The organism is Caulobacter sp. 05L422 (genome assembly GCF_056397765.1).
Window position 1 is genome coordinate 117381 of sequence record NZ_JBFTOB010000015.1, and the last position, 17506, is coordinate 134886.

A 17506-nucleotide genomic window follows, 5' to 3' on the forward strand; every position below is an offset into this window, starting at 1 on the left:
CGGCCGTGTCGAATGGCCTAAATACAACTAGGGCTTGCCGACCCGGCGCCTCGGATCGGTTAGGACGAAAAGTTTCGGGTCCAGGCCCGTGGTCTTTTCGAAGTCCACCAGGCGCACGCGGGTCTCGCCGCCCTTCACGTCGGTGACGGTCCAGCCGATCAGGGCGGGCGCGTTGCTGAAGTCCAGGGCGATGCGGCCCAGGGTCTGGCGCTTGGCGTCGACGGCGGTGATCGTGAAGCCGTCCGACAGCTTGCGCACGCCGGTGATGGTCACGCCGCGATCCAGCCGCACCTCGCGGGCCAGCAGCAGGACCAGGGGCGTGCGGCTCAGCGGATAGCTCTCGAAGGTCTTCAGCCGGGGGTCGAAGATATTGACGGCGCTGCCGTTGCTGACGACCAGCAGCCCGTTGGGGCCGTCATAGGCGAAGCGGGCCTTGCCCGGACGCTGCAGATAGAAGTCGCCTTGGGTCTGGGTTCCCCGCGCGTCGGTCTGGACGAAACGGCCCTTGGCCGAGCCCAGCGCCTGGATATAGGCGGTGGCCTTGTCGACCAGGGCCTGGTCCTCGGCCGAGAGCTTGGCCGCCGGTGGTTGGGCGGCGAGGGCTTGGCCGGTCACGGCGGCGGCCAGGCCAAAGCCGGCGGCGGCGAGGATCAGGCGACGGGTCGGGGTCGTGGTGGTCATGCGATCTCCTAGGCTCCAACCTTTGCCCTGCCCGCGCGTCGGACGAAAGGCCACGGCGCGACCATTTTCCGGCGCTCCGATGAAGCGTCGTTCAGGTTCGGGAGGTTGGAGGCAGGAGAAACGCGGTCGAACGGCCTAGGTTTCCGGAGGCGCGGGGACATGCACATGTGCATGTCCCCATCAGCTGATCACATCGGAGGCGGCGGCGGGGCCAGGATTTCGCGCTTGCCGGCGTGGTTGGCGGCGCCGACGACGCCTTCCTTCTCCATCCGCTCCATCAGCGAGGCGGCGCGGTTGTAGCCGATCTGCAGGCGGCGCTGGATGTAGCTGGTCGAGGCCTTGCGGTCGCGGGTGACCACCGCCACGGCGTGATCGTAGAGGTCGTTGGCCCCGCCCTCGCCGGCGAACGCGCCCTCGACGGCCTCTTCCTGTTCCTCGTCGCCGCCGGCGGTGACTTCTTCCAGGTAGTTGGGAATGCCCTGGTCGCGCAGGAACTTGGCCACGGCCTCGACCTCGCCGTCCGACACGAACGGGCCGTGCAGGCGGGTGATGCGGCCGCCGCCGGCCATGTACAGCATATCGCCCTGGCCCAGCAGCTGCTCGGCGCCCTGCTCGCCCAGGATGGTGCGGGCGTCGATCTTGCTGGTGACCTGGAAGCTGATCCGGGTCGGGAAGTTGGCCTTGATGGTGCCGGTGATCACGTCGACCGACGGACGCTGGGTGGCCATGATCAGGTGGATGCCGGCGGCGCGGGCCATCTGGGCCAGGCGCTGGACGGCGCCTTCGATGTCCTTGCCGGCCACCATCATCAGGTCGGCGACCTCGTCGATCACCACGACCAGGTAGGGCATGGGCTCGGGACGGATCTTTTCGGTCTCGTAGATCGGGCGGCCGGCGTCGTCGAAGCCGGTCTGGACGGTCCGCTCGAAGTGCTCGCCCTTCTCCAGGGCCTCGTTGGCCTTCTCGTTGAAGCCGCCGATGTTGCGCACGCCGATCTTCGACATCCGGCGATAGCGATCCTCCATCTCGCGCACCGTCCACTTCAGGGCGACGACCGCCTTCTTGGGATCGGTGACGACCGGGGCCAGCAGGTGGGGGATGCCGTCATAGACACTGAGCTCCAGCATCTTCGGGTCGATCATGATGAAGCGGCACTTCTCGGGCGGCAGCTTGTAGAGGATCGACAGGATCATGGCGTTGACGCCGACCGACTTGCCCGAGCCGGTGGTGCCGGCGATCAGCAGGTGGGGCATCTTGGCCAGGTCGGCGATGTAGGTCTCGCCGCCGATCGTCTCGCCCAGGGCCATGGGCAGGATGTGGGTGGCCTTGTCGTAGTCGGACGACGACAGCAGGTCGCGCAGATAGACGGTCTCGCGGCGCGAGTTGGGCATCTCGATGCCGATGGCGTTGCGGCCCTGGGCCACGGCCACGCGGCACGAGATCACGCTCATCGAGCGGGCGATGTCGTCGGCCAGGGCCACGACCCGGGCGGTCTTGGTGCCGGCGGCCGGCACCAGCTCGTACATGGTGACCACGGGGCCGGGGCGGATCTGGTCGATCTGGCCGCGCACGCCGAACTCGGCCAGCACGCTTTCCAGCAGGCGGGCGTTCTGGCGCAGGGCCTCCTCGTCGAACTCGGCCGAGCGCGGCTTGGGCTTGGCCAGCATGGCCAGCTCGGGCAGCTGGAAGCCCTCGGCGTCGAAGTCGAAGGCCTTCTGCTGTTCGCGTTGTTCGCGTGCGTTGGACTTGCCGGGGACCTTGGGCTGGGCGATGGCCAGGGGGCGGACTTCGAAGCTGGGCTCGAAGGCGTCGTCGTCCTCGACCGGCGGCGGCGCGGCCTTGGCCGGCTTGGCGGCGGCCTTGCGGGGCGCGGCTTCGGGCTCGATCTCGATGGCCGGCGCTGCGGCCTTGCGCGGGGCGCGGGGGCGGGCGGCGGGTTCGGGTTGCGGGGCCGAGACGGGCGCGGCGGCGCGTTCGCGCGGCTGCATCAGGCCGTGGATCAGGTCGCCGATCGCCTCGGGGTCGATGCGGCGGACGCCGATGGCGTAGCCCAGGGCCACCGCGGCGCCGATCGCCAGCAGCAGGGCGGCGATCAGGTGGGCGCCGGGCAGACGGGCGAAGCCGAGCAGGCCGGCGAGCAGGTTCAGCAGGCCGTCGCCCCAGAACCCGCCCAGGCCGCGGGCCAGCTTCCAGGCGGCGGGGGTCGGCGGGGCGGCCAGCAGACCGGACAGGGCCAGCAGGCCCAGGCCGCCGACCAGGGCGCGGAACCGCAGGTCGCGGCGGTGGGCGGCCGGATCGGGCTGGGTGACGCGCGACATGCCGAACACCAGCATCAGGGCGGCGGCCATCCAGCCGGCCAGGCCCATCGACTGCATGACGATGTCGGCCAGGGCCGCGCCGGCGCCCCCCAGGGCGTTGGTGGCCGGCAGGCCGGTGGCGGCGTTCAGGCTGGGATCGGCGGCGTTGTAGGTGGCGACCGACAGCAGCAGGCCCGCGCCGACCACGCAGATCACGCCGCCCCTGAACCGCGCCGACCACGGCTGGGCCCAGCCGTAGCGCACCGCGTCCCAGACCAGTTCAACGCTCGATCGCCGCGCCGCTCGCGCCATCAGAAGTCACCTTGCACTCGTAGAACCGCCTACTTGTGCCCCAAGAGGGTTAAGAGCCGTTTACGCTGATGGGGCGATCGTGCGGTTTGAGGTCGCGTGTCCATCATCTAATGAATGAGAACAAAAAGCGAACATACGTCCGGACTCGACGTGGCCGGGAGTCATTCTGGCGCGTAACCCGCCGCTGGTGGGCGGGTCAGTGGGTGCGGTCATGGACAAGGAGCTTTTGAGTCAGTTGCCGGTCATTCTGTCGGCGGTCGCGACGGTGTTCACCGCCCTGGCGACTTTGGTATGGGCGTTCCGGCGGCGGCCTTAGCCGCCGCCGGAAGCGCGGCCTCAGGCCGTGCCCAGATAATCCTTCTTGCCGATCTCGACGCCGTTCTTGCGCAGGATCGCGTAGGCGGTGGTCAGGTGGAAGAAGAAGTTCGGCTGGGCCTGGGTCTGCAGATAGGCCAGGCCCTTGACCACGCTGGTCTCGCCGCGGCGGGTCAGGGTGATGTCGCGGTCCTCGGCGTTCTCGAACTTGGCCGGGTCCAGGCCCTCGACATAGGCGACGGCGCGGTCGACGCGGGCGATCAGGCCGGCGAAATCGGTCTCGACGTCGTCCCAGGCCGGCACTTCCTCACCGGCCAGGCGCGCGGTGCAGCCCTTGGCGAAGTCGGTGGCGATCTGCGCCTGGCGCAGCAGCGGGAACATGTCGGGGAACAGCCGGGCCTTCAGCAGGCTGTCGGGGTCGAGTTTCTTCGCCTCAACGTGCGCGGCGGCCTTGGCCAGCACGCCTTTCAGGCCTTTCAGCCCCTGGACGAAGACGGGGACGCTGGCCTGGTGGATGGTGATGGTCATGGGAACTCCGGCTCGGGGGCGTGAGCCATAACGCGCGCCGTCGTCCGGAGCCAGACCGCCCAGAAAAAGCCTTCACCGTGCCGCTCGATCCGGAGAACATCGGTTTCCGAACCGCCGCCTGGGGAGCTCCTTCATGACCCGCGTCGCCTCGTTACGTCTTCTGGTCCTCACCGCCTCGGCCATGCTGGCCGCGACCGCCGCCTCGGCCCAGATCCCGGCCGCTCTTCAGGCGTCCGAACGGGCGGTCTATGCCGGGAAATTCGACGCGGCGGTCGCGCCGCTGAGCGCGGCCTTGGCGCGGACCGAAACCCCGGAAGACCGCATGCAACTGCTGCTGCAACAGATGCGCGTCCACCAGACCCAGCGGCTGTCGGGCAAGATCAGTCCGGACGAGGCGTCCGTCGCGGCGGCGGTCAAGGCCCTGGCGCCGCGCATCCAGGACCCCGCCCTGCTGGGCCTGATCGGCCTGCGCGAAACCACCTCGGACTATTTCGAGCGCCTGACAACCGACCGAACCTCCGACGTGATGAGCCTGCAGCCGGCCTATCGCATCGCGGCCGATCGCCTGACCCAACCCTGCCTCAAGGCCGAGGCCCAGTTCTTCGTCGGGCTGATGCCGCAGATCGGCAGCGACATCGCCACGTCGGGTCCGCCCCTGGCCGAAGCCCTGCGGATCGCCACGGCCGGCCATTGCGACCTGGAGGTCTCCTACGTCCTGCGCCACCAGGCCGCCGAGCGCGACGCGGCCGGCGACAAGGTCGGGGCGCGGGACCTGATGGCGCAGTCCCTGGCGATCCGCCAACGGATCGGCTTCCAGGTTTTCGTCCCCTATTCCATGCTGTCACTGGCCGACGCCGAGCAGGCCGTGGGCGAGACCCAGGCGGCGCGCGCCCATCGGCAGGAGGCCCTGGACCTGGCGCGCAAGCTGGATCTGCCCGCCCAACAAGCGGCCGCGCGCGAGGCTCTGGGCGAGAAAGCGACCTAGCTCGGACCGTACAAGCGCCGCCTTAACGGAACGGGCTTCGCCTCGCGGGGTTTCTCAGGGGTCCCAATTCACTCCCTCAGGAGCATTCCCCATGAAAGTCAGCGACGCGATGACCAGCCAGGTCTCCACCGCCGCCCCCACCGACACCGTGCGCAAGGTCGCCCAGGTGATGGCCCATGTCGAAACCGGCGCCGTGCCGATCGTCGAGAACGGCAAGGTGGTCGGCCTGGTCACCGACCGCGACATCGTCCTGCGCGTGGTCGCCGAAGGGCGCAGCTTCGATTCGCCCATCTCGGAAGCGATGAGCGAGGGCGACGTGCAGAGCGTGCGCGAGGACGACGTCCTGGCCGACGCCACCGCCAAGATGGCCAGCCACCAGATCCGCCGCCTGGTCGTGCTCAACGAGGCCGGAAACCTGACCGGCATCCTGTCGCTGGGCGACGTGGCCAAGGACTACGGCGCCAAGCAGGTGGGCAAGACGCTGGAAGACATCTCGGCGGAGCCGGCGGACGCGAGCGTCGCCGCGCAGTAGCTCACGCACTTGCCCCCACCTGACGGCTTCGCCGTCTGTCCGCCCCCATAGGGGGCGGAGGACGCGTACCCGGCTCCTCTTCCCCTGTGGGGGAAGACGGTCGCGAAGCGACCCGTAGGGGGCAAGTGTTCGCCGCACGAAAAGAAAAAGGGCGGCTCCTTCCGGAGCCGCCCTTCGTCGTTCTGGTTCGAAGCGTCGCCTAGACCAGCGAGCTGTCGATGCCCTTGCAGGCTTCCATCAGGCCCTTCACCGACTCGACGGACTTGGCGAACATCGCCTTTTCCGCGTCGTTGGTTTCGAACTCGACGATCTTCTCCGCGCCGCCGGCGCCGATCACGACCGGCACGCCGACATAGAGGCCGTCCAGGCCGTATTGGCCGGTCAGGAAGGTGGCGCACGGCAGGACGCGCTTCTTGTCCTTCAGGTACGACGTCGCCATGGCGATGGCCGATTCCGCCGGGGCGTAGAAGGCCGAGCCCGTCTTCAGCAGGGCGACGATCTCGCCGCCGCCCTTGCGGGTGCGGTCGACGATGGCGTCCAGCTTTTCCTGGGTCAGCCAGCCCTGCTTGACCAGTTCCGGCAGCGGCAGGCCGCCGACCGTCGAGTGACGGACCATCGGCACCATGTCGTCGCCGTGGCCGCCCAGGGTCCAGGCGTGGATGTCTTCGACCGACACGCCGGTGGCTTCGGCCAGGAAGTAGGCGAAGCGCGCCGAGTCCAGGACGCCGGCCATGCCGATGACCTTTTCCTTGGGCAGGCCCGAGAACTGCTGCAGGGCCCAGACCATCGCGTCGAGCGGGTTGGTGATGCAGATGACGAAGGCGTTGGGGGCGTGGGCCTTGATGCCCTCGCCGACGGCCTTCATGACCTTCAGGTTGATGCCCAGCAGGTCGTCGCGGCTCATGCCCGGCTTGCGCGGCACGCCGGCGGTCACGATGCAGACGTCGGCGCCGGCGATGTCGGCGTAGTCGTTGACGCCCTTCAGCGTGATGTCCTTGCCGAACACGGCCGAGGCTTCGGCGATGTCGAGGGCCTTGCCCTGCGGGGTGCCTTCGGCGATGTCGAACAGCAGGATGTCGCCCAGCTCTTCGCGTGCCGCGATGTGGGCCAGGGTGCCGCCGATCATGCCGGCGCCGATGAGGGCGATCTTCGCGCGAGCCATGGGGTCTCCGTCAAGGCTGTGGACGATGAATGTCGGGGCGCGGTCTACGCCCGCTGAGGCTTAGTCTCAAGCCCTCTTTCCCGTTTCGCTGCAGTGCGGCAAAACTGCCTGAACAACGATAAGGAGATGCGGGGATGAGCAAGACGGATCCGGGGAACTATTTCGAGGACTTCGGCCTGGGTCAGGTGATCGTCCACGCCACCCCTCGCACGATCACGGCGGGCGACGTGGCGCTGTATACGGCGCTATACGGGCCACGCTTTTCGCTGTTCTCGTCCGATGTTTTCGCGCGCGATTGCGGACTGGAGACCGCGCCGGTCGATCCGCTGGTCGCCTTCCACGTGGTGTTCGGCAAGACCGTTCCGGACATCAGCCTGAACGCCGTGGCCAATCTGGGCTACGCCGAGGGCCGGTTCCTGGCCCCGGTGCATCCGGGCGACACCCTTTCGGCGAGATCCGAGGTGATCGGGCTGAAGGAGAACTCCAACGGCAAGACCGGCGTCGTCCATGTGCGCACCACGGGGGTGAACCAGCGCGGCGTGGCCGTGCTCAGCTATGTGCGCTGGGTGATGGTGCGCAAGCGCGACCCGGCCGCGGCGGTCGAGGGGCAATCGATCCCACAGCTGGCCGCGGTCGTGGCCGCCGCCGACCTCGTGCCGCCGCCCGGCCTGGACTTCAGGAAATACGACTTCGCCCATGCCGGCGCGCCCCACGCGTTCGAGGACTATGCGGTGGGCGAGAAGATCGACCACGTCGACGGCATGGTCGTCGAGGAGGCCGAGGCGCAGATGGCCACGCGGCTGTGGCAGAACACCGCCAAGGTCCACTTCAACCAGTTCGAGCGCGCGAAAGACCCGTCGGGCCGGCGGCTGGTTTATGGCGGGGTGGTGATCTCGACGGCCAAGGCGCTGTCGTTCAACGGCCTGCAGAACGCCGGCCTGATCCTGGCGATCAACGGCGGGCGCCATGTCAGCCCCTATTTCGCCGGCGGCACGGTGTTCGCCTGGAGCGAGGTGCTGGACAAGGCCGACCTGGGTCACGGGATCGGCGCTCTACGCCTGCGGCTGGTGGCGACCGTCGATCGACCTTGCACGGATTTCCCGGACAAGGACGAGGCCGGCGCCTACCTTCCCGGCGTCATCCTCGACTTCGACTATTGGGCGGCGGTTCCGAAACGTGGCTGAGTTCATCCTCGATCCGGCCTTCACGGCCACTTCCGTCGAGTTGGGCGAGCTGCCGCTCTGCCACGCCCGCCTGCAGCTGGACGCCCGCTATCCGTGGGTGGTGCTGATCCCCCGCATCGGCGCGGCGCGCGAGCTGGAGGATCTGTCCGTCGCCGATCGCGCGCGTCTGATGGAGGAAACGGTGCTGGCCGGAGCCGTCGTCCGCGCCGTCGCCGATGTCCTGGGCCTGCCGGTCGACAAGCTCAATGTCGGCGCCCTGGGCAACGTCACCCCGCAACTGCACGTCCACGTCCTGGGCCGCCGGATCGACGATCCGGCCTGGCCGGGACCGGTGTGGGGGCATTCGGCGGGTTTGGCTTATGAGGCTGGGATGCTCGAGCGAGCGGTCGCGGCGGCTAGGGCGGGGCTTGGACTTCAGCGCAGCTAGACCGATTGCGCCGCTCGGGAATTTGCGCTCAACCTTGGGCGATGAAACCCCTGCGAAACCTGATGTTATTGAGCGCCCTGGCGACGTGCGCCCTCGCTGGCGCGGGCTGGGCAAAGGGAGTCGGCGGCGTTCGCGTTGCCGATCACAAACTCGGTTTCAGCGGCGCGACGGTGTCGGTTCGCGAAGATCACCGGCACACCAAATGGCCGGCGGCCGAGCGCGCCTTCACCCTGGTCGGCGCCAATGGCGAGCGCCGCCAGCTGCCTCTGCGCACGGGATCGGCCAGCCTGAATCTCTGGGAGATCGCGGACGATCGCTATGTCCTGACGGGCGAAGGCGACTGCATCCAGTTCGACCCCATCCGGGTGCGCGCTCGATACTGTGCGAAGCCTCCGCCTTGTGTGAACGGCGCCGTGACGGACGCGCGATTCATCGGGCGTTTCGACTGGATGAACGGCTACGACCCGCCCAAGGGCGAATTCCATTTCGACTTCCGTTTTGGCCCATTCCAGGACGCGGCCCCCGGCGGTTGTCCCGCGCCACCTCCCTCAGCGGGCGGGGCCGAGGCGAAAAGCTAGGGCTCAGCGCTTCTTCTTTTTCGTCGTCGCCTTGCCCTTGGCCGTCGTCTTGCCCTTGGCTTTCGAGCCCTTCGACGCCACGGCCTTGCCCTTCGCGCCCTTCTTGCCCTTGGCCGTCGTCGCCTTGCCCTTGCCGCCCTTCTTGACGGCGGCGGCGCACTTGGCCTTGGCGGCCTTCAGGGCCTTGCCGGTCTTGCCCTTGGTCGAACAGGCCGGACCCTTGGCGGGCGCTTCGGCGACCACGCGCGGCGCGGCGCGGGGCGCGCCCCAGATCACCGGACCGCGGCCGACCGGAACATAGCCCGCCGGCAAGGTGGCCTGGGCCACGCGGCGGGCGGTGACCAGGGTCTCGACGCCGTTGTCGTTGAGCTTGCCGGCCCAGGATCCGTCGCCGCGCGGGGTCAGGTCCAGGGTCGCCAGCCGGCCGGGGCGCGGCGAGAACCGGGCGAGAAAGCCGTTGTAGGAGCGGTCGACGAAATCGATCAGGCCGGTGGAGCCCACCGTCCCGGGCCGGCGCACGTCGCGCCAGGCGCCTTCCAGCCCGTCATAGCCGCCGACCTTGTCGACCAGCTGCAGCGCATAGAGGGGCGCGCCGTCCGGTCCCGTGATCGACCAGCCGCCGTCCAGCGGGCCCTGCAGGCCCTGGGCCGCGAGGATCGAGCCCTTGACCCGCAGGTCGTAGGCCTCGGCCATCGGCACATAGGCGCCCTGGGGCACGGCGTGGCCCGGGATCTCGTCTTCCGGCGGTTCGGGGGCTGGGATCGGCAGCACGGTCGGCTTGTGCGGCGGCTGCGGCGCCTGGGCGGCGGGCTCTTCCTCGTCCGTGGTCTGGGGACCGCTTTGAGCGATCAGGTCAGCCAGGGGGTCGACGGCCTGGTCGGCCGAGACCGCCGCGTCCGGGGCGGGCGGGGCGGCCACGACGGGCGGGGCGTTTGGATCGACGGGCGCCGCCTGGGCCGGCGGGCTGGCGACCGGCGCGGTCGAGACCGGCGCCTCTTGAGCCAGAACGGGTGCGGCGGCGAAGGCCAGCAGGGAGATCAGGAGCGCGCGCATCGGGACGTCAGCCTAGGCGGCCGAGCGTTCGGCGATGGCGGCGGCCACCGCCACCAGCCGTTCGGCCTGAACCAGATGCAGCCGCTCGGCCATCTTGCCCTCGACCCGCAGGGCGCCCTTGCCGGCGTTTTCGGGGGCGGCGAAGGCGGCGATCACCGCGTGGCTCCAGGCGATCTCGTCCTCGGTCGGCGAGAAGGCGCGGTTGCAGATCTCCAGGTGCTTGGGATGGATCAGGGTCTTGCCGTCGAAGCCGAAGTCGACGGCCTGGCCGCAGACCGCCTCCAGGGAGCCCAGGTCCTCGATGTCGTTGTGCACCCCGTCCAGGATCGTCAGGCCGTGGGCCCGGGCGGCGGCGACCGACAGCGACAGGATCGGCAGGAAGGCTTCGCGGCCCGGGGTCTGGCGGGCCCGCATCTCCTTGGCCAGGTCGTTGACCCCCATCACCCAGCCGCTCAGGCGGGTGGTGCGCGAGGCCGCGGCGATCTCCCACAGGTGGAAGGCGGCCTTGCCGGTCTCGATCATGGTCCACAGCTTGGTGTGGACCGGGGCGGCGTGCAGGGCGGCCTGGTAGGCGTAGACGTCGGCCGCGTCGTTGACCTTCGGGACCAGCACCGCGTCCGGGCCCGCCTCGGCGGCGGCCTTCAGGTCGGCCTCGCCCCAGGGGGTGTCCAGGCCGTTGGTGCGGATGACGATCTCGCGCGGGCCAAAGCCCCCGGCCTTGACCGCCGCCACGGCGGCGTCGCGGGCGGCTTCCTTCATGTCCGGGGCGACGGCGTCCTCGAGGTCCAGGATGATCACGTCGGCGTCCAAAGTGCGCGCCTTGTCCACCGCCTTGGCGTTGGAGGCGGGCATGTAGAGGGCGCTGCGGCGCGGCCGGGCGATGTCGGACATGAGGCTCCCGCTGGAATTCTTGGTCTTGTTCTTCCTCTTAAGCATCTGAATGGGCGCACCGGAAGCCGTCACACGCGACAACAGCAGAACGGTGTCCAGATTCACCGGAACGGGGTTAAGCTGACCGCATGACCACGCGCTATGACGACACCGCCAAGAACGTCCTAGGCCAGGAGCTGCAGCCCTGCTCGCTGAACCCGGTGACCGGTTTCTATCGCAACGGCTGTTGCGAGACCGGGCCGCACGATCTTGGCCTGCATACGGTGTGCGCGGTGATGACGGCCGAGTTCCTGGCCTTCTCGGCGGCCACCGGCAACGACCTGTCGACCCCGCGCCCCGAATACGCCTTCCGAGGTCTGATCCCCGGCGACCGCTGGTGCCTGTGCGCCGGCCGCTGGAAGGAAGCCCTGGACGCCGGCGTCGCCCCGCCCGTGGTGCTGGAGGCTAGCCACGAGGAGATGCTGGCGGTGGTCCCGCTGGGGGTGCTGAAGGACCACGCGGTGGCTTAAGCTGGAGCCGGGGACACGCACTTGTGCATGTCCCCGGTCGAGGATCAGACCAGCGGCTTCAATTCCCCCAGCATCGTCGGGATCAGCTCCGACACCGTCGGGTGGATGTGCACCGCCCGCTGGATCGTCGTGTAGGGCGCCTTGGCGTACATGATGTCGATCATGCCGTGGATGGCCTCGTCGCCGTTCAGGCCCAGGATCGCCGCGCCGAGGATCTGTTTGCTCTCGGCGTCGACCACCACCTTCATGAACCCCTGCGTCTCGCCCTTCTCGGTCGCCCGGCCGACGCGGGTCATCGGGCGCTTGCCGACCAGCAGCGGGCGGCCGGTGGCGCGGGCCTCGGCCTCGGTCATGCCGACGCGGCCCAGGGGCGGGTCGATGAACAGGCCGTAGCAGGTGATGCGGTCGCTGACCTTCCGAGGATCGTTGTCGAGCAGGTTGGCGGCGATGATCTCGAAGTCGTTGTAGGCGGTGTGGGTGAAGGCGCCCTTGCCGTTGCAATCGCCCATGGCCCAGACGCCGGGATTGCTGGTCTTCAGCTGGTCGTCGACGACCACATAGCCGCGCTTGTCCAACTCGACCCCGGCCTTGTCCAGGCCCAGGTCGTCGGTGTTGGGCTTGCGGCCGATGGCCAGCAGGGTGTGCGAGCCGATCACCTGCGGCGCGCCGTCCTCGCAGGTGACGTGGACGCAGACGCCTTCCGGACAGGGCGCGAACGAAATGCATTCGGCGTTGAGGCGGATGTTCACGCCCTCGGCCTCGAGGATTTCGCGCACCGCGTCGGAGATCTCCGGGTCCTCGCGGCCGATCAGGCGCGGGCCCATCTCGACCACGGTCACCTCGGCCCCGAAGCGCCGGTACATCTGGGCGAATTCCAGGCCGATATAGCTGCCGCCGACGATGACCAGATGCTTGGGCAGCGCCTCGACCTCCATCATCCCGACATTGGTCAGGTACGAGATGTCGTTCAGCCCCGGCATGTCGGGCGCGTTGGCCCGGCCGCCGACATTGAGGAAGATCTTCGGGGCGGTCAGCAGCGCATCGCCGACCCTAACGGTGTCGGCGCTCTCGAAGCGGGCATGGCCGCGGAAGACCGTGCAGCCCTTCATGCCGCCCAGCCACTTTTCCAGGTTGCCCCGGGCGTTGAGGGTGACGGTCCGGGCGCGGTCATGGACGCGCTTCATGTCGACGCCGACGTCACCCTGCAGGACCACGCCGTATTCCGCCGACCGCCGCGCCAGATGAGCGGCGTAGGCGCTGGCCACCAGGGTCTTGGTCGGCATGCAACCGGTGTTGACGCAGGTGCCGCCGAAGTCCTTGCGTTCGACCAGGGCGACGGTCCAGCCGGCGTCGGTCAGCCGGCCGGCCAGGGACGGCCCAGCCTGTCCGGCCCCGATGACGATGGCGTCGAAGCTTTGGGCGGCCATGGGTCAGAGGGCCGAAACGATCAGGGCCGCGCCGACCACGGCGACGACGTCTTCCAGCAGGCCGGCCGGCAGGTCCTTGCCGAACGCCTTGGCCAGGCGGCCGCGAACGTCGGCTCCGCCCAGGGTGCCGATCACCGCGCCGATCGCCCCGGCCACCGCGCCGCCGATCCAGGCATTGGCGCTCATGCCGATCACCGCTCCGCAGAAGGCGCCGCTGACGACGCGGGTCCCGAACTGCACGGGCACCTTGCGGCTGGGGGTCTGGGGCAGCTGGTCGCCGACCAGCTCCAGCACGGCCAGGGCGGTGAACACCCAGGTGGCGATGGTTCCGCCCACCCACGCCAGCGGCGTGCCCTCAAGAGAAAAGAGCCCCAGATGCGCGCCCCAGGCGACGGCGGCCGGAGCGGTCATGGCGCGCAGGCCGGCGACAACCCCGATCAGCAGGGCGAACAGGTAGAGGGACATGCAGGTCTCCGGCTCGTTAGCGCTGCCTTAATCTGGCGCGCGGCCGGATAAAACCGCAAGGGCGAACGCCGTTCTTGGACGTTTCCGCTTTGGTTGAGGGCTTCAGCCCAGCGGATACTCCGCTTCCAGCCGGTAGGCCGAACCCTCGTGGGTGCGCCAGCTGGAATAGAGGCCGAAGCGGTCGACGCGGAACGGCGGCGAGTGCAGCAGGTTGTTGCCCTGGATCCACGCGGCGACCTCGGGCACGGCGGGCCGCTTCAGATAGGCCAGGGTGACGTGCGGCGTGTAGACCCGGGTCTCGGGCTTGAGGCCCGCCCGCCGCGCGGCGCTTTCGTTGGCCTTGGCCAAGTGGCGCAGGTCCGGATTCTCGGCCACCCCGGCCCAGACGGCGTGGATCTCGACCCCTTCGCCGAAATGACCGACGCCCTGGAGCTCGAGATCGAAGGCCGAGGCGTGGATCTCCCGCAACTCCTCGTCCAGGTCGGCGGCGGTGGTCTCCTGCACGTCGCCGATGAACTTCAGGGTGATGTGGAACGCCTCGCGCGGCCGCCAGCGCGCGCCCTCGATCCCATGCTGGCGGGGCAGCAGGTGATCGCCGACCTCGGCGGGAATGGCGACGGCGGTGAACAGGCGGATCATGAGGCCGATTTAGCGAGGCTCAAGGCCCCGGTGCAAGGCGAGCGTCCGCAATTGCGAGGGCTGGTGGCGACTGCTACCCAAGGTGAAGCTAGGTGAGGGTCGTGTTGTGAGAGTTGGTTTGCAGGTCGCGTCGGCGAGCTTGATCGCTCTGGTGTTGGCGGCGTCGGCGCACGCCACACCGCAACCGGTCATCTCACCACCGGACTGGTTGCGAAAGCCCACCGGCGAGGAAGTGGAGGGCTTCTATCCCGAACGCGCTCGACGCGAGCAGGTGTCGGGGCAAGTTTCGATTGCCTGTCATGTGACGATCGAAGGCCTCCTGACGATGTGCCAAACGTCCGGCGAAAAGCCGATCGGCTTTGACTTTGGCCGGGCGGCGGTTGAACTGAGCAGCTTGTTTCGGCTGAACCCCAAATTGGTCGACGGCCAGGCGGTGGACGGCGGGACCATCACGATCCCAATTGTTTTTCATCCGCCGCGCAAACCCGCCGTCGGCGACGAAGCGATTGTGCTCACCAAGTTCGATCCGGACTCGCCGCCGGCCAAGACAGAAGCCCCGGTCGTCACTTGCCCGAACGGCGAGGGCGAATGCCAAGGGCACTACCTTGATTGGCTGGCGCGTCCAGACAGGAAGACAGCGGCGCAAATCCTGGCGTCGGTGACGCCGAGCGAGCGTGGGACGAGCGCTGTTTGCACTGTCGCACCCGATGGTTTGCTCAAGGACTGCGAGTTCGGCGGCGACGATCTGCCAGACAACGTGGCGGTAGCCCAAAAGGCCGTCGCCCTCATGCGGGCCTCCTCCACGACGGAGGATGGCGTTCCAACGGCGGGACTGACGGTTCTTATTCCATTCAAGTGGGAGTGGTGGGCCGGGGGATACGACCGGCCCTAGTCATCACCTACGGACAGGGATTGGGCTGCAGCGCGTGCAAGGCGTTGACCGCCTTTTCCATCTCGTCGGTCCAGCTCAGGTCGAAGGCGGCGATGTTGGTCTTCAGCTGGTCCATCGAGGTCGCGCCGATGATGGTGGCGGTGACGAACTGACGGGTGTCGCAGAACTTCAGGGCCAGCTGGGCCGGGTCGACGCCGAACTGGGCGGCCAGGTCCACATAGCCGCGGATCGCCTCCTCGGCGCCGGGACCTTCGTAGCGCTGCATGCGGTTGTAGAGCGCCTTGCGCGAACCGCCGGGCAGCTTGCCGTCCAGGTACTTGCCGGTCAGGGCGCCCTGGGCCAGGGGCGAATAGGCCAGCAGGCCGACCTGCTCGCGCATGGCGATCTCGGCCAGACCGTATTCGAAGGTGCGGTTGGCCAGGTGGTAGGCGTTCTGGATCGAGGCTATGCGCGGCAGGCCTTTCGCCTCGGCCTCGGCCAGGAAGCGCATCACGCCCCACGGAAACTCGTTGGAGACGCCGATCGAGCGGATCGTGCCCTTCTTCACATGAGCGTCCAGCGCCTCGAGGATGTCGCCGAAGGCCTCGAAGTCCTGCTCGTAGTCCTTGAAGGTCTGGCCGCCGAACACCCGAACCGGGCGGTCGGGCCAGTGCAGCTGGTAGAGGTCCAGATAGTCGGTCTCCAGGCGCTTCAGCGACTGTTCCACCGCATAGTCGATCTGGGCCTTGGTCTGGCGGGTCGAGCCGCCGTCCGGGCGCATCCAGGAAAGACCGCCGAACGCCGCGCCCCGACCGGCCACCTTGGACGCCAGGACGATCTCCCGACGCTTGCCGGTCTTCTTCAGCCACGAACCGATATGGCGCTCGGTGTTGCCCTGGGTCTCCGGATTGGGCGGGCTGGAATACATCTCGGCGGTGTCCCAGAAGGTCACGCCCTGAGCCAGGGCGTAGTCCATCTGTTCATGGGCCTCCGCCTCGCTGTTCTGCGAGCCCCAGGTCATGGTGCCCAGGCAGCAGCGCGAGACCTGGATGCCGGTCCGGCCGAGTTCCACGTAATCCATGTGATCCCCATCGTAGATGCGTGGAAACTGAATAGAGGCTGGCGCGCGCCGCAGAAAGCGCAACATCTTGCATGATACTCGCGGGACCCCGATATTCGGGGAGCGTCCATGACGGGCGCGCTGCTTTTTCGAAGGGCCTTATCCCGATGAACGACTTCAACCGCGGCTACGCGCGCTCGATCCCCGCGGATCGCGCCGACATGTCGGTTGACGCCGGCCTGCGTAGTTTCATGCTCGGCGTCTACAACAAGGTGGCGTTGGGTCTTCTGCTTTCCGCCGCCCTGGCCTTCCTGACGACCGCCTACGCGCCGGTCGCCAACATGCTCTATGTCCTGACCCCGGACGGCCGCCTGGCGGGCTTCACGATCCTGGGCACGGTGCTGCGGTTCGCGCCGCTGGCCATGATCCTGGTGTCGATCTTCGCCATGCGTAACCCGACCGCCCGCTCGTCCGGCGCGCTCTACTGGGCGCTGGTGGCCTCGATCGGCGCGGGCCTGGGCCTGTGGCTGCTGGTCTATCAAATCCAGTCGGTGTTCACGACGTTCCTGATCACCTCGATCGCCTTCGGCGGGCTGAGCCTGTTCGGCTACACCACCAAGAAGGACCTGACCGGTTTCGGCAGCTTCCTGATCATGGGTCTGATCGGCCTGGTCCTGGCGTCGCTGGCCCAGATGTTCCTGCATCTGCCGGGCCTGAGCTTCATCATCAGCATCCTGGGCGTGTTCATCTTCGCGGGCCTGATCGCCTACGACACCCAGCGCCTGAAGATGGCCTATTACGAAATGGGCGGCGACCAGAACTCGATGGCGGTTGCCACCAACTACGGCGCGCTGAACCTGTATCTGAACTTCATCAACCTGTTCCAATTCCTGCTCAGCATCTTCGGCTCGCGCCGCTAGACGCCGGACACGGAAATCGAGACGAAGGGCCCCGGCGGGAAACCGCCGGGGCCTTTTTCTTGGTCTACAGCAGACGGCGAACCTGGCGCAGCCGCAGGGCCAGGACCACGATCAGCACGCCCAGCGCGATGGCCCACAGGCCGATCAGCCAGGCCAGGGCCAAGGCGCCAGCGCGCGGCGCCAGGATCACCCCCGCCCCGAACAACACCGAGATCGTTCCCGAGGCGATCAGCGTCCATTCGTTGTCGATGACCTTGCGCATCTGGACGGCGCCGACGATCTCGAACAGGCCGCGCGTCACCGCCGAGGCGCCGATCAGGATGATCAGCAGGATCGCCGTCAGCGCGGGCCAGGCCAGGGCGACGGCGCCGGCCACGAGGTTGCCGACCCCGATCACCACCAGCCACCAGCGCGGGATCAGGCCGCCGCCGCGCACCGCCTCGGCCAGGGCGAACACCCCGTCGCTCAGGGCGTAGACGGCATAGAGGATCACCAGGATGACCAGGGTCAGGTGCGGCCACAGCAGGGCCAGGGCCCCGAACAGGATCGCCGCCAGGCCGCGCAGCAGCACCAGCCACCAGGTGCGCGCCAGCAGGTGGGCCACGGAAAGGGGTTCGGCGATCATGTGGGGCTCCCTCAGGCCGAGCTTGCGCCCGGTCCTTCAGAAACG

At 68.4% G+C, this 17506-nt stretch carries 19 protein-coding genes; 8 read left to right on the forward strand and 11 right to left on the reverse strand.

Annotation, left to right across the window (positions count from 1 at the left end; translation table 11 throughout):
- Positions 1-27: 27 nt before the first annotated feature.
- The 3 genes from AC1DMQ_RS15630 to AC1DMQ_RS15640 form a co-directional block, all read right to left on the reverse strand.
- Positions 28-681, reverse strand: coding sequence for an outer-membrane lipoprotein carrier protein LolA (locus tag AC1DMQ_RS15630; protein WP_477034473.1), 654 nt, complete (start codon positions 679-681; stop codon positions 28-30).
- Positions 682-869: 188 nt separating this feature from the next.
- Positions 870-3290: an FtsK/SpoIIIE family DNA translocase gene (locus tag AC1DMQ_RS15635; protein ID WP_477034474.1), complete on the reverse strand. Its 2421-nt coding sequence runs from the start codon at positions 3288-3290 to the stop codon at positions 870-872.
- Positions 3291-3626: 336 nt separating this feature from the next.
- The gene (locus AC1DMQ_RS15640) at positions 3627-4133 is read right to left on the reverse strand and encodes a DUF1993 domain-containing protein (protein WP_477034475.1); all 507 of its coding nucleotides are present in this window, start codon (positions 4131-4133) and stop codon (positions 3627-3629) included.
- 133 nt (positions 4134-4266) lie between these two features.
- Between AC1DMQ_RS15640 and AC1DMQ_RS15645 the strand changes: the two genes are divergently transcribed.
- Both AC1DMQ_RS15645 and AC1DMQ_RS15650 read left to right on the forward strand, forming a co-directional pair.
- Positions 4267-5118 (forward strand): hypothetical protein, encoded by an 852-nt coding sequence (locus tag AC1DMQ_RS15645; RefSeq protein ID WP_477034476.1) that lies wholly within the window; start codon positions 4267-4269, stop codon positions 5116-5118.
- A 91-nt stretch (positions 5119-5209) separates the two neighbouring features.
- Positions 5210-5650 carry a CBS domain-containing protein gene (locus AC1DMQ_RS15650; RefSeq protein ID WP_477034477.1) on the forward strand — a complete coding sequence of 147 codons (441 nt, stop codon included), beginning with the start codon at positions 5210-5212 and terminating at the stop codon, positions 5648-5650.
- Positions 5651-5849: 199 nt separating this feature from the next.
- On the opposite strand, the gene mdh is transcribed toward AC1DMQ_RS15650, so the two are convergent.
- Positions 5850-6812 carry a malate dehydrogenase gene (mdh, locus tag AC1DMQ_RS15655; RefSeq protein WP_422181023.1) on the reverse strand — a complete coding sequence of 321 codons (963 nt, stop codon included), beginning with the start codon at positions 6810-6812 and terminating at the stop codon, positions 5850-5852.
- A 134-nt stretch (positions 6813-6946) separates the two neighbouring features.
- Here mdh and AC1DMQ_RS15660 point away from each other — a divergent pair, with 134 nt between their 5' ends.
- Genes AC1DMQ_RS15660 through AC1DMQ_RS15670 form a run of 3 tightly spaced genes read left to right on the forward strand, consistent with a single transcriptional unit; the run spans position 6947 to position 9001 of the window.
- Positions 6947-7996, forward strand: a complete 1050-nt coding sequence (locus tag AC1DMQ_RS15660; RefSeq protein ID WP_477034478.1) for a MaoC family dehydratase — start codon at positions 6947-6949, stop codon at positions 7994-7996.
- Positions 7989-8423, forward strand: a complete 435-nt coding sequence (locus AC1DMQ_RS15665; RefSeq protein WP_477034479.1) for an HIT domain-containing protein — start codon at positions 7989-7991, stop codon at positions 8421-8423. The genes AC1DMQ_RS15660 and AC1DMQ_RS15665 overlap by 8 nt, the downstream gene beginning before the upstream one ends.
- Positions 8424-8464: 41 nt before the next feature.
- Positions 8465-9001 (forward strand): hypothetical protein, encoded by a 537-nt coding sequence (locus tag AC1DMQ_RS15670; RefSeq protein WP_477034480.1) that lies wholly within the window; start codon positions 8465-8467, stop codon positions 8999-9001.
- Between the two features lie 3 nt (positions 9002-9004).
- Here AC1DMQ_RS15670 and AC1DMQ_RS15675 read toward each other — a convergent pair whose 3' ends face one another.
- A complete protein-coding gene (locus AC1DMQ_RS15675) occupies positions 9005-10054 on the reverse strand; it encodes a hypothetical protein (RefSeq protein ID WP_477034481.1) in 1050 nt (349 codons plus the stop codon).
- 12 nt (positions 10055-10066) lie between these two features.
- On the reverse strand, positions 10067-10945 hold the full coding sequence (locus AC1DMQ_RS15680; protein WP_477034482.1) for an HpcH/HpaI aldolase/citrate lyase family protein: 879 nt from the start codon (positions 10943-10945) through the stop codon (positions 10067-10069).
- Between the two features lie 128 nt (positions 10946-11073).
- On the opposite strand from AC1DMQ_RS15680, the gene AC1DMQ_RS15685 reads away from it, so the two are divergent.
- The gene (locus AC1DMQ_RS15685) at positions 11074-11454 is read left to right on the forward strand and encodes a DUF2237 family protein (RefSeq protein ID WP_477034483.1); all 381 of its coding nucleotides are present in this window, start codon (positions 11074-11076) and stop codon (positions 11452-11454) included.
- Positions 11455-11498: 44 nt separating this feature from the next.
- Here the strand turns inward: AC1DMQ_RS15685 and AC1DMQ_RS15690 are convergent, their stop codons facing one another.
- The 3 genes from AC1DMQ_RS15690 to thpR form a co-directional block, all read right to left on the reverse strand.
- Positions 11499-12881 (reverse strand): FAD-containing oxidoreductase, encoded by a 1383-nt coding sequence (locus AC1DMQ_RS15690; protein WP_477034484.1) that lies wholly within the window; start codon positions 12879-12881, stop codon positions 11499-11501.
- Between the two features lie 3 nt (positions 12882-12884).
- Positions 12885-13346: a DUF4126 domain-containing protein gene (locus AC1DMQ_RS15695; RefSeq protein WP_477034485.1), complete on the reverse strand. Its 462-nt coding sequence runs from the start codon at positions 13344-13346 to the stop codon at positions 12885-12887.
- 102 nt (positions 13347-13448) lie between these two features.
- The gene (thpR, locus tag AC1DMQ_RS15700; RefSeq protein WP_477034486.1) at positions 13449-13985 is read right to left on the reverse strand and encodes an RNA 2',3'-cyclic phosphodiesterase; all 537 of its coding nucleotides are present in this window, start codon (positions 13983-13985) and stop codon (positions 13449-13451) included.
- Between the two features lie 139 nt (positions 13986-14124).
- Between thpR and AC1DMQ_RS15705 the strand changes: the two genes are divergently transcribed.
- The gene (locus tag AC1DMQ_RS15705) at positions 14125-14877 is read left to right on the forward strand and encodes a TonB family protein (protein WP_477034487.1); all 753 of its coding nucleotides are present in this window, start codon (positions 14125-14127) and stop codon (positions 14875-14877) included.
- A gap of 7 nt (positions 14878-14884) precedes the next feature.
- On the opposite strand, the gene AC1DMQ_RS15710 is transcribed toward AC1DMQ_RS15705, so the two are convergent.
- On the reverse strand, positions 14885-15937 hold the full coding sequence (locus AC1DMQ_RS15710; RefSeq protein ID WP_477034488.1) for an aldo/keto reductase: 1053 nt from the start codon (positions 15935-15937) through the stop codon (positions 14885-14887).
- A gap of 146 nt (positions 15938-16083) precedes the next feature.
- Between AC1DMQ_RS15710 and AC1DMQ_RS15715 the strand changes: the two genes are divergently transcribed.
- Entirely contained in the window at positions 16084-16836 is a 753-nt protein-coding gene (locus tag AC1DMQ_RS15715) for a Bax inhibitor-1/YccA family protein (protein ID WP_477034489.1), read from the forward strand.
- A 64-nt stretch (positions 16837-16900) separates the two neighbouring features.
- On the opposite strand, the gene AC1DMQ_RS15720 is transcribed toward AC1DMQ_RS15715, so the two are convergent.
- Positions 16901-17461, reverse strand: coding sequence for an HdeD family acid-resistance protein (locus AC1DMQ_RS15720; protein ID WP_477034490.1), 561 nt, complete (start codon positions 17459-17461; stop codon positions 16901-16903).
- Positions 17462-17506: the final 45 nt, after the last annotated feature.

Excerpts from the sequence above, each read along its gene's own strand:
- AC1DMQ_RS15630 (WP_477034473.1), bottom strand. The coding sequence starts at position 681 with ATGACCACCACGACCCCGACCCGTCGCCTGATCCTCGCCGCCGCCGGC.
- AC1DMQ_RS15635 (WP_477034474.1), bottom strand. The coding sequence starts at position 3,290 with ATGGCGCGAGCGGCGCGGCGATCGAGCGTTGAACTGGTCTGGGACGCG.
- AC1DMQ_RS15640 (WP_477034475.1), bottom strand. The coding sequence starts at position 4,133 with ATGACCATCACCATCCACCAGGCCAGCGTCCCCGTCTTCGTCCAGGGG.
- AC1DMQ_RS15645 (WP_477034476.1), top strand. The coding sequence starts at position 4,267 with ATGACCCGCGTCGCCTCGTTACGTCTTCTGGTCCTCACCGCCTCGGCC.
- AC1DMQ_RS15650 (WP_477034477.1), top strand. The coding sequence starts at position 5,210 with ATGAAAGTCAGCGACGCGATGACCAGCCAGGTCTCCACCGCCGCCCCC.
- mdh (WP_422181023.1), bottom strand. The coding sequence starts at position 6,812 with ATGGCTCGCGCGAAGATCGCCCTCATCGGCGCCGGCATGATCGGCGGC.
- AC1DMQ_RS15660 (WP_477034478.1), top strand. The coding sequence starts at position 6,947 with ATGAGCAAGACGGATCCGGGGAACTATTTCGAGGACTTCGGCCTGGGT.
- AC1DMQ_RS15670 (WP_477034480.1), top strand. The coding sequence starts at position 8,465 with ATGAAACCCCTGCGAAACCTGATGTTATTGAGCGCCCTGGCGACGTGC.
- AC1DMQ_RS15675 (WP_477034481.1), bottom strand. The coding sequence starts at position 10,054 with ATGCGCGCGCTCCTGATCTCCCTGCTGGCCTTCGCCGCCGCACCCGTT.
- AC1DMQ_RS15680 (WP_477034482.1), bottom strand. The coding sequence starts at position 10,945 with ATGTCCGACATCGCCCGGCCGCGCCGCAGCGCCCTCTACATGCCCGCC.
- AC1DMQ_RS15685 (WP_477034483.1), top strand. The coding sequence starts at position 11,074 with ATGACCACGCGCTATGACGACACCGCCAAGAACGTCCTAGGCCAGGAG.
- AC1DMQ_RS15690 (WP_477034484.1), bottom strand. The coding sequence starts at position 12,881 with ATGGCCGCCCAAAGCTTCGACGCCATCGTCATCGGGGCCGGACAGGCT.
- AC1DMQ_RS15695 (WP_477034485.1), bottom strand. The coding sequence starts at position 13,346 with ATGTCCCTCTACCTGTTCGCCCTGCTGATCGGGGTTGTCGCCGGCCTG.
- thpR (WP_477034486.1), bottom strand. The coding sequence starts at position 13,985 with ATGATCCGCCTGTTCACCGCCGTCGCCATTCCCGCCGAGGTCGGCGAT.
- AC1DMQ_RS15710 (WP_477034488.1), bottom strand. The coding sequence starts at position 15,937 with ATGGATTACGTGGAACTCGGCCGGACCGGCATCCAGGTCTCGCGCTGC.
- AC1DMQ_RS15715 (WP_477034489.1), top strand. The coding sequence starts at position 16,084 with ATGAACGACTTCAACCGCGGCTACGCGCGCTCGATCCCCGCGGATCGC.
- AC1DMQ_RS15720 (WP_477034490.1), bottom strand. The coding sequence starts at position 17,461 with ATGATCGCCGAACCCCTTTCCGTGGCCCACCTGCTGGCGCGCACCTGG.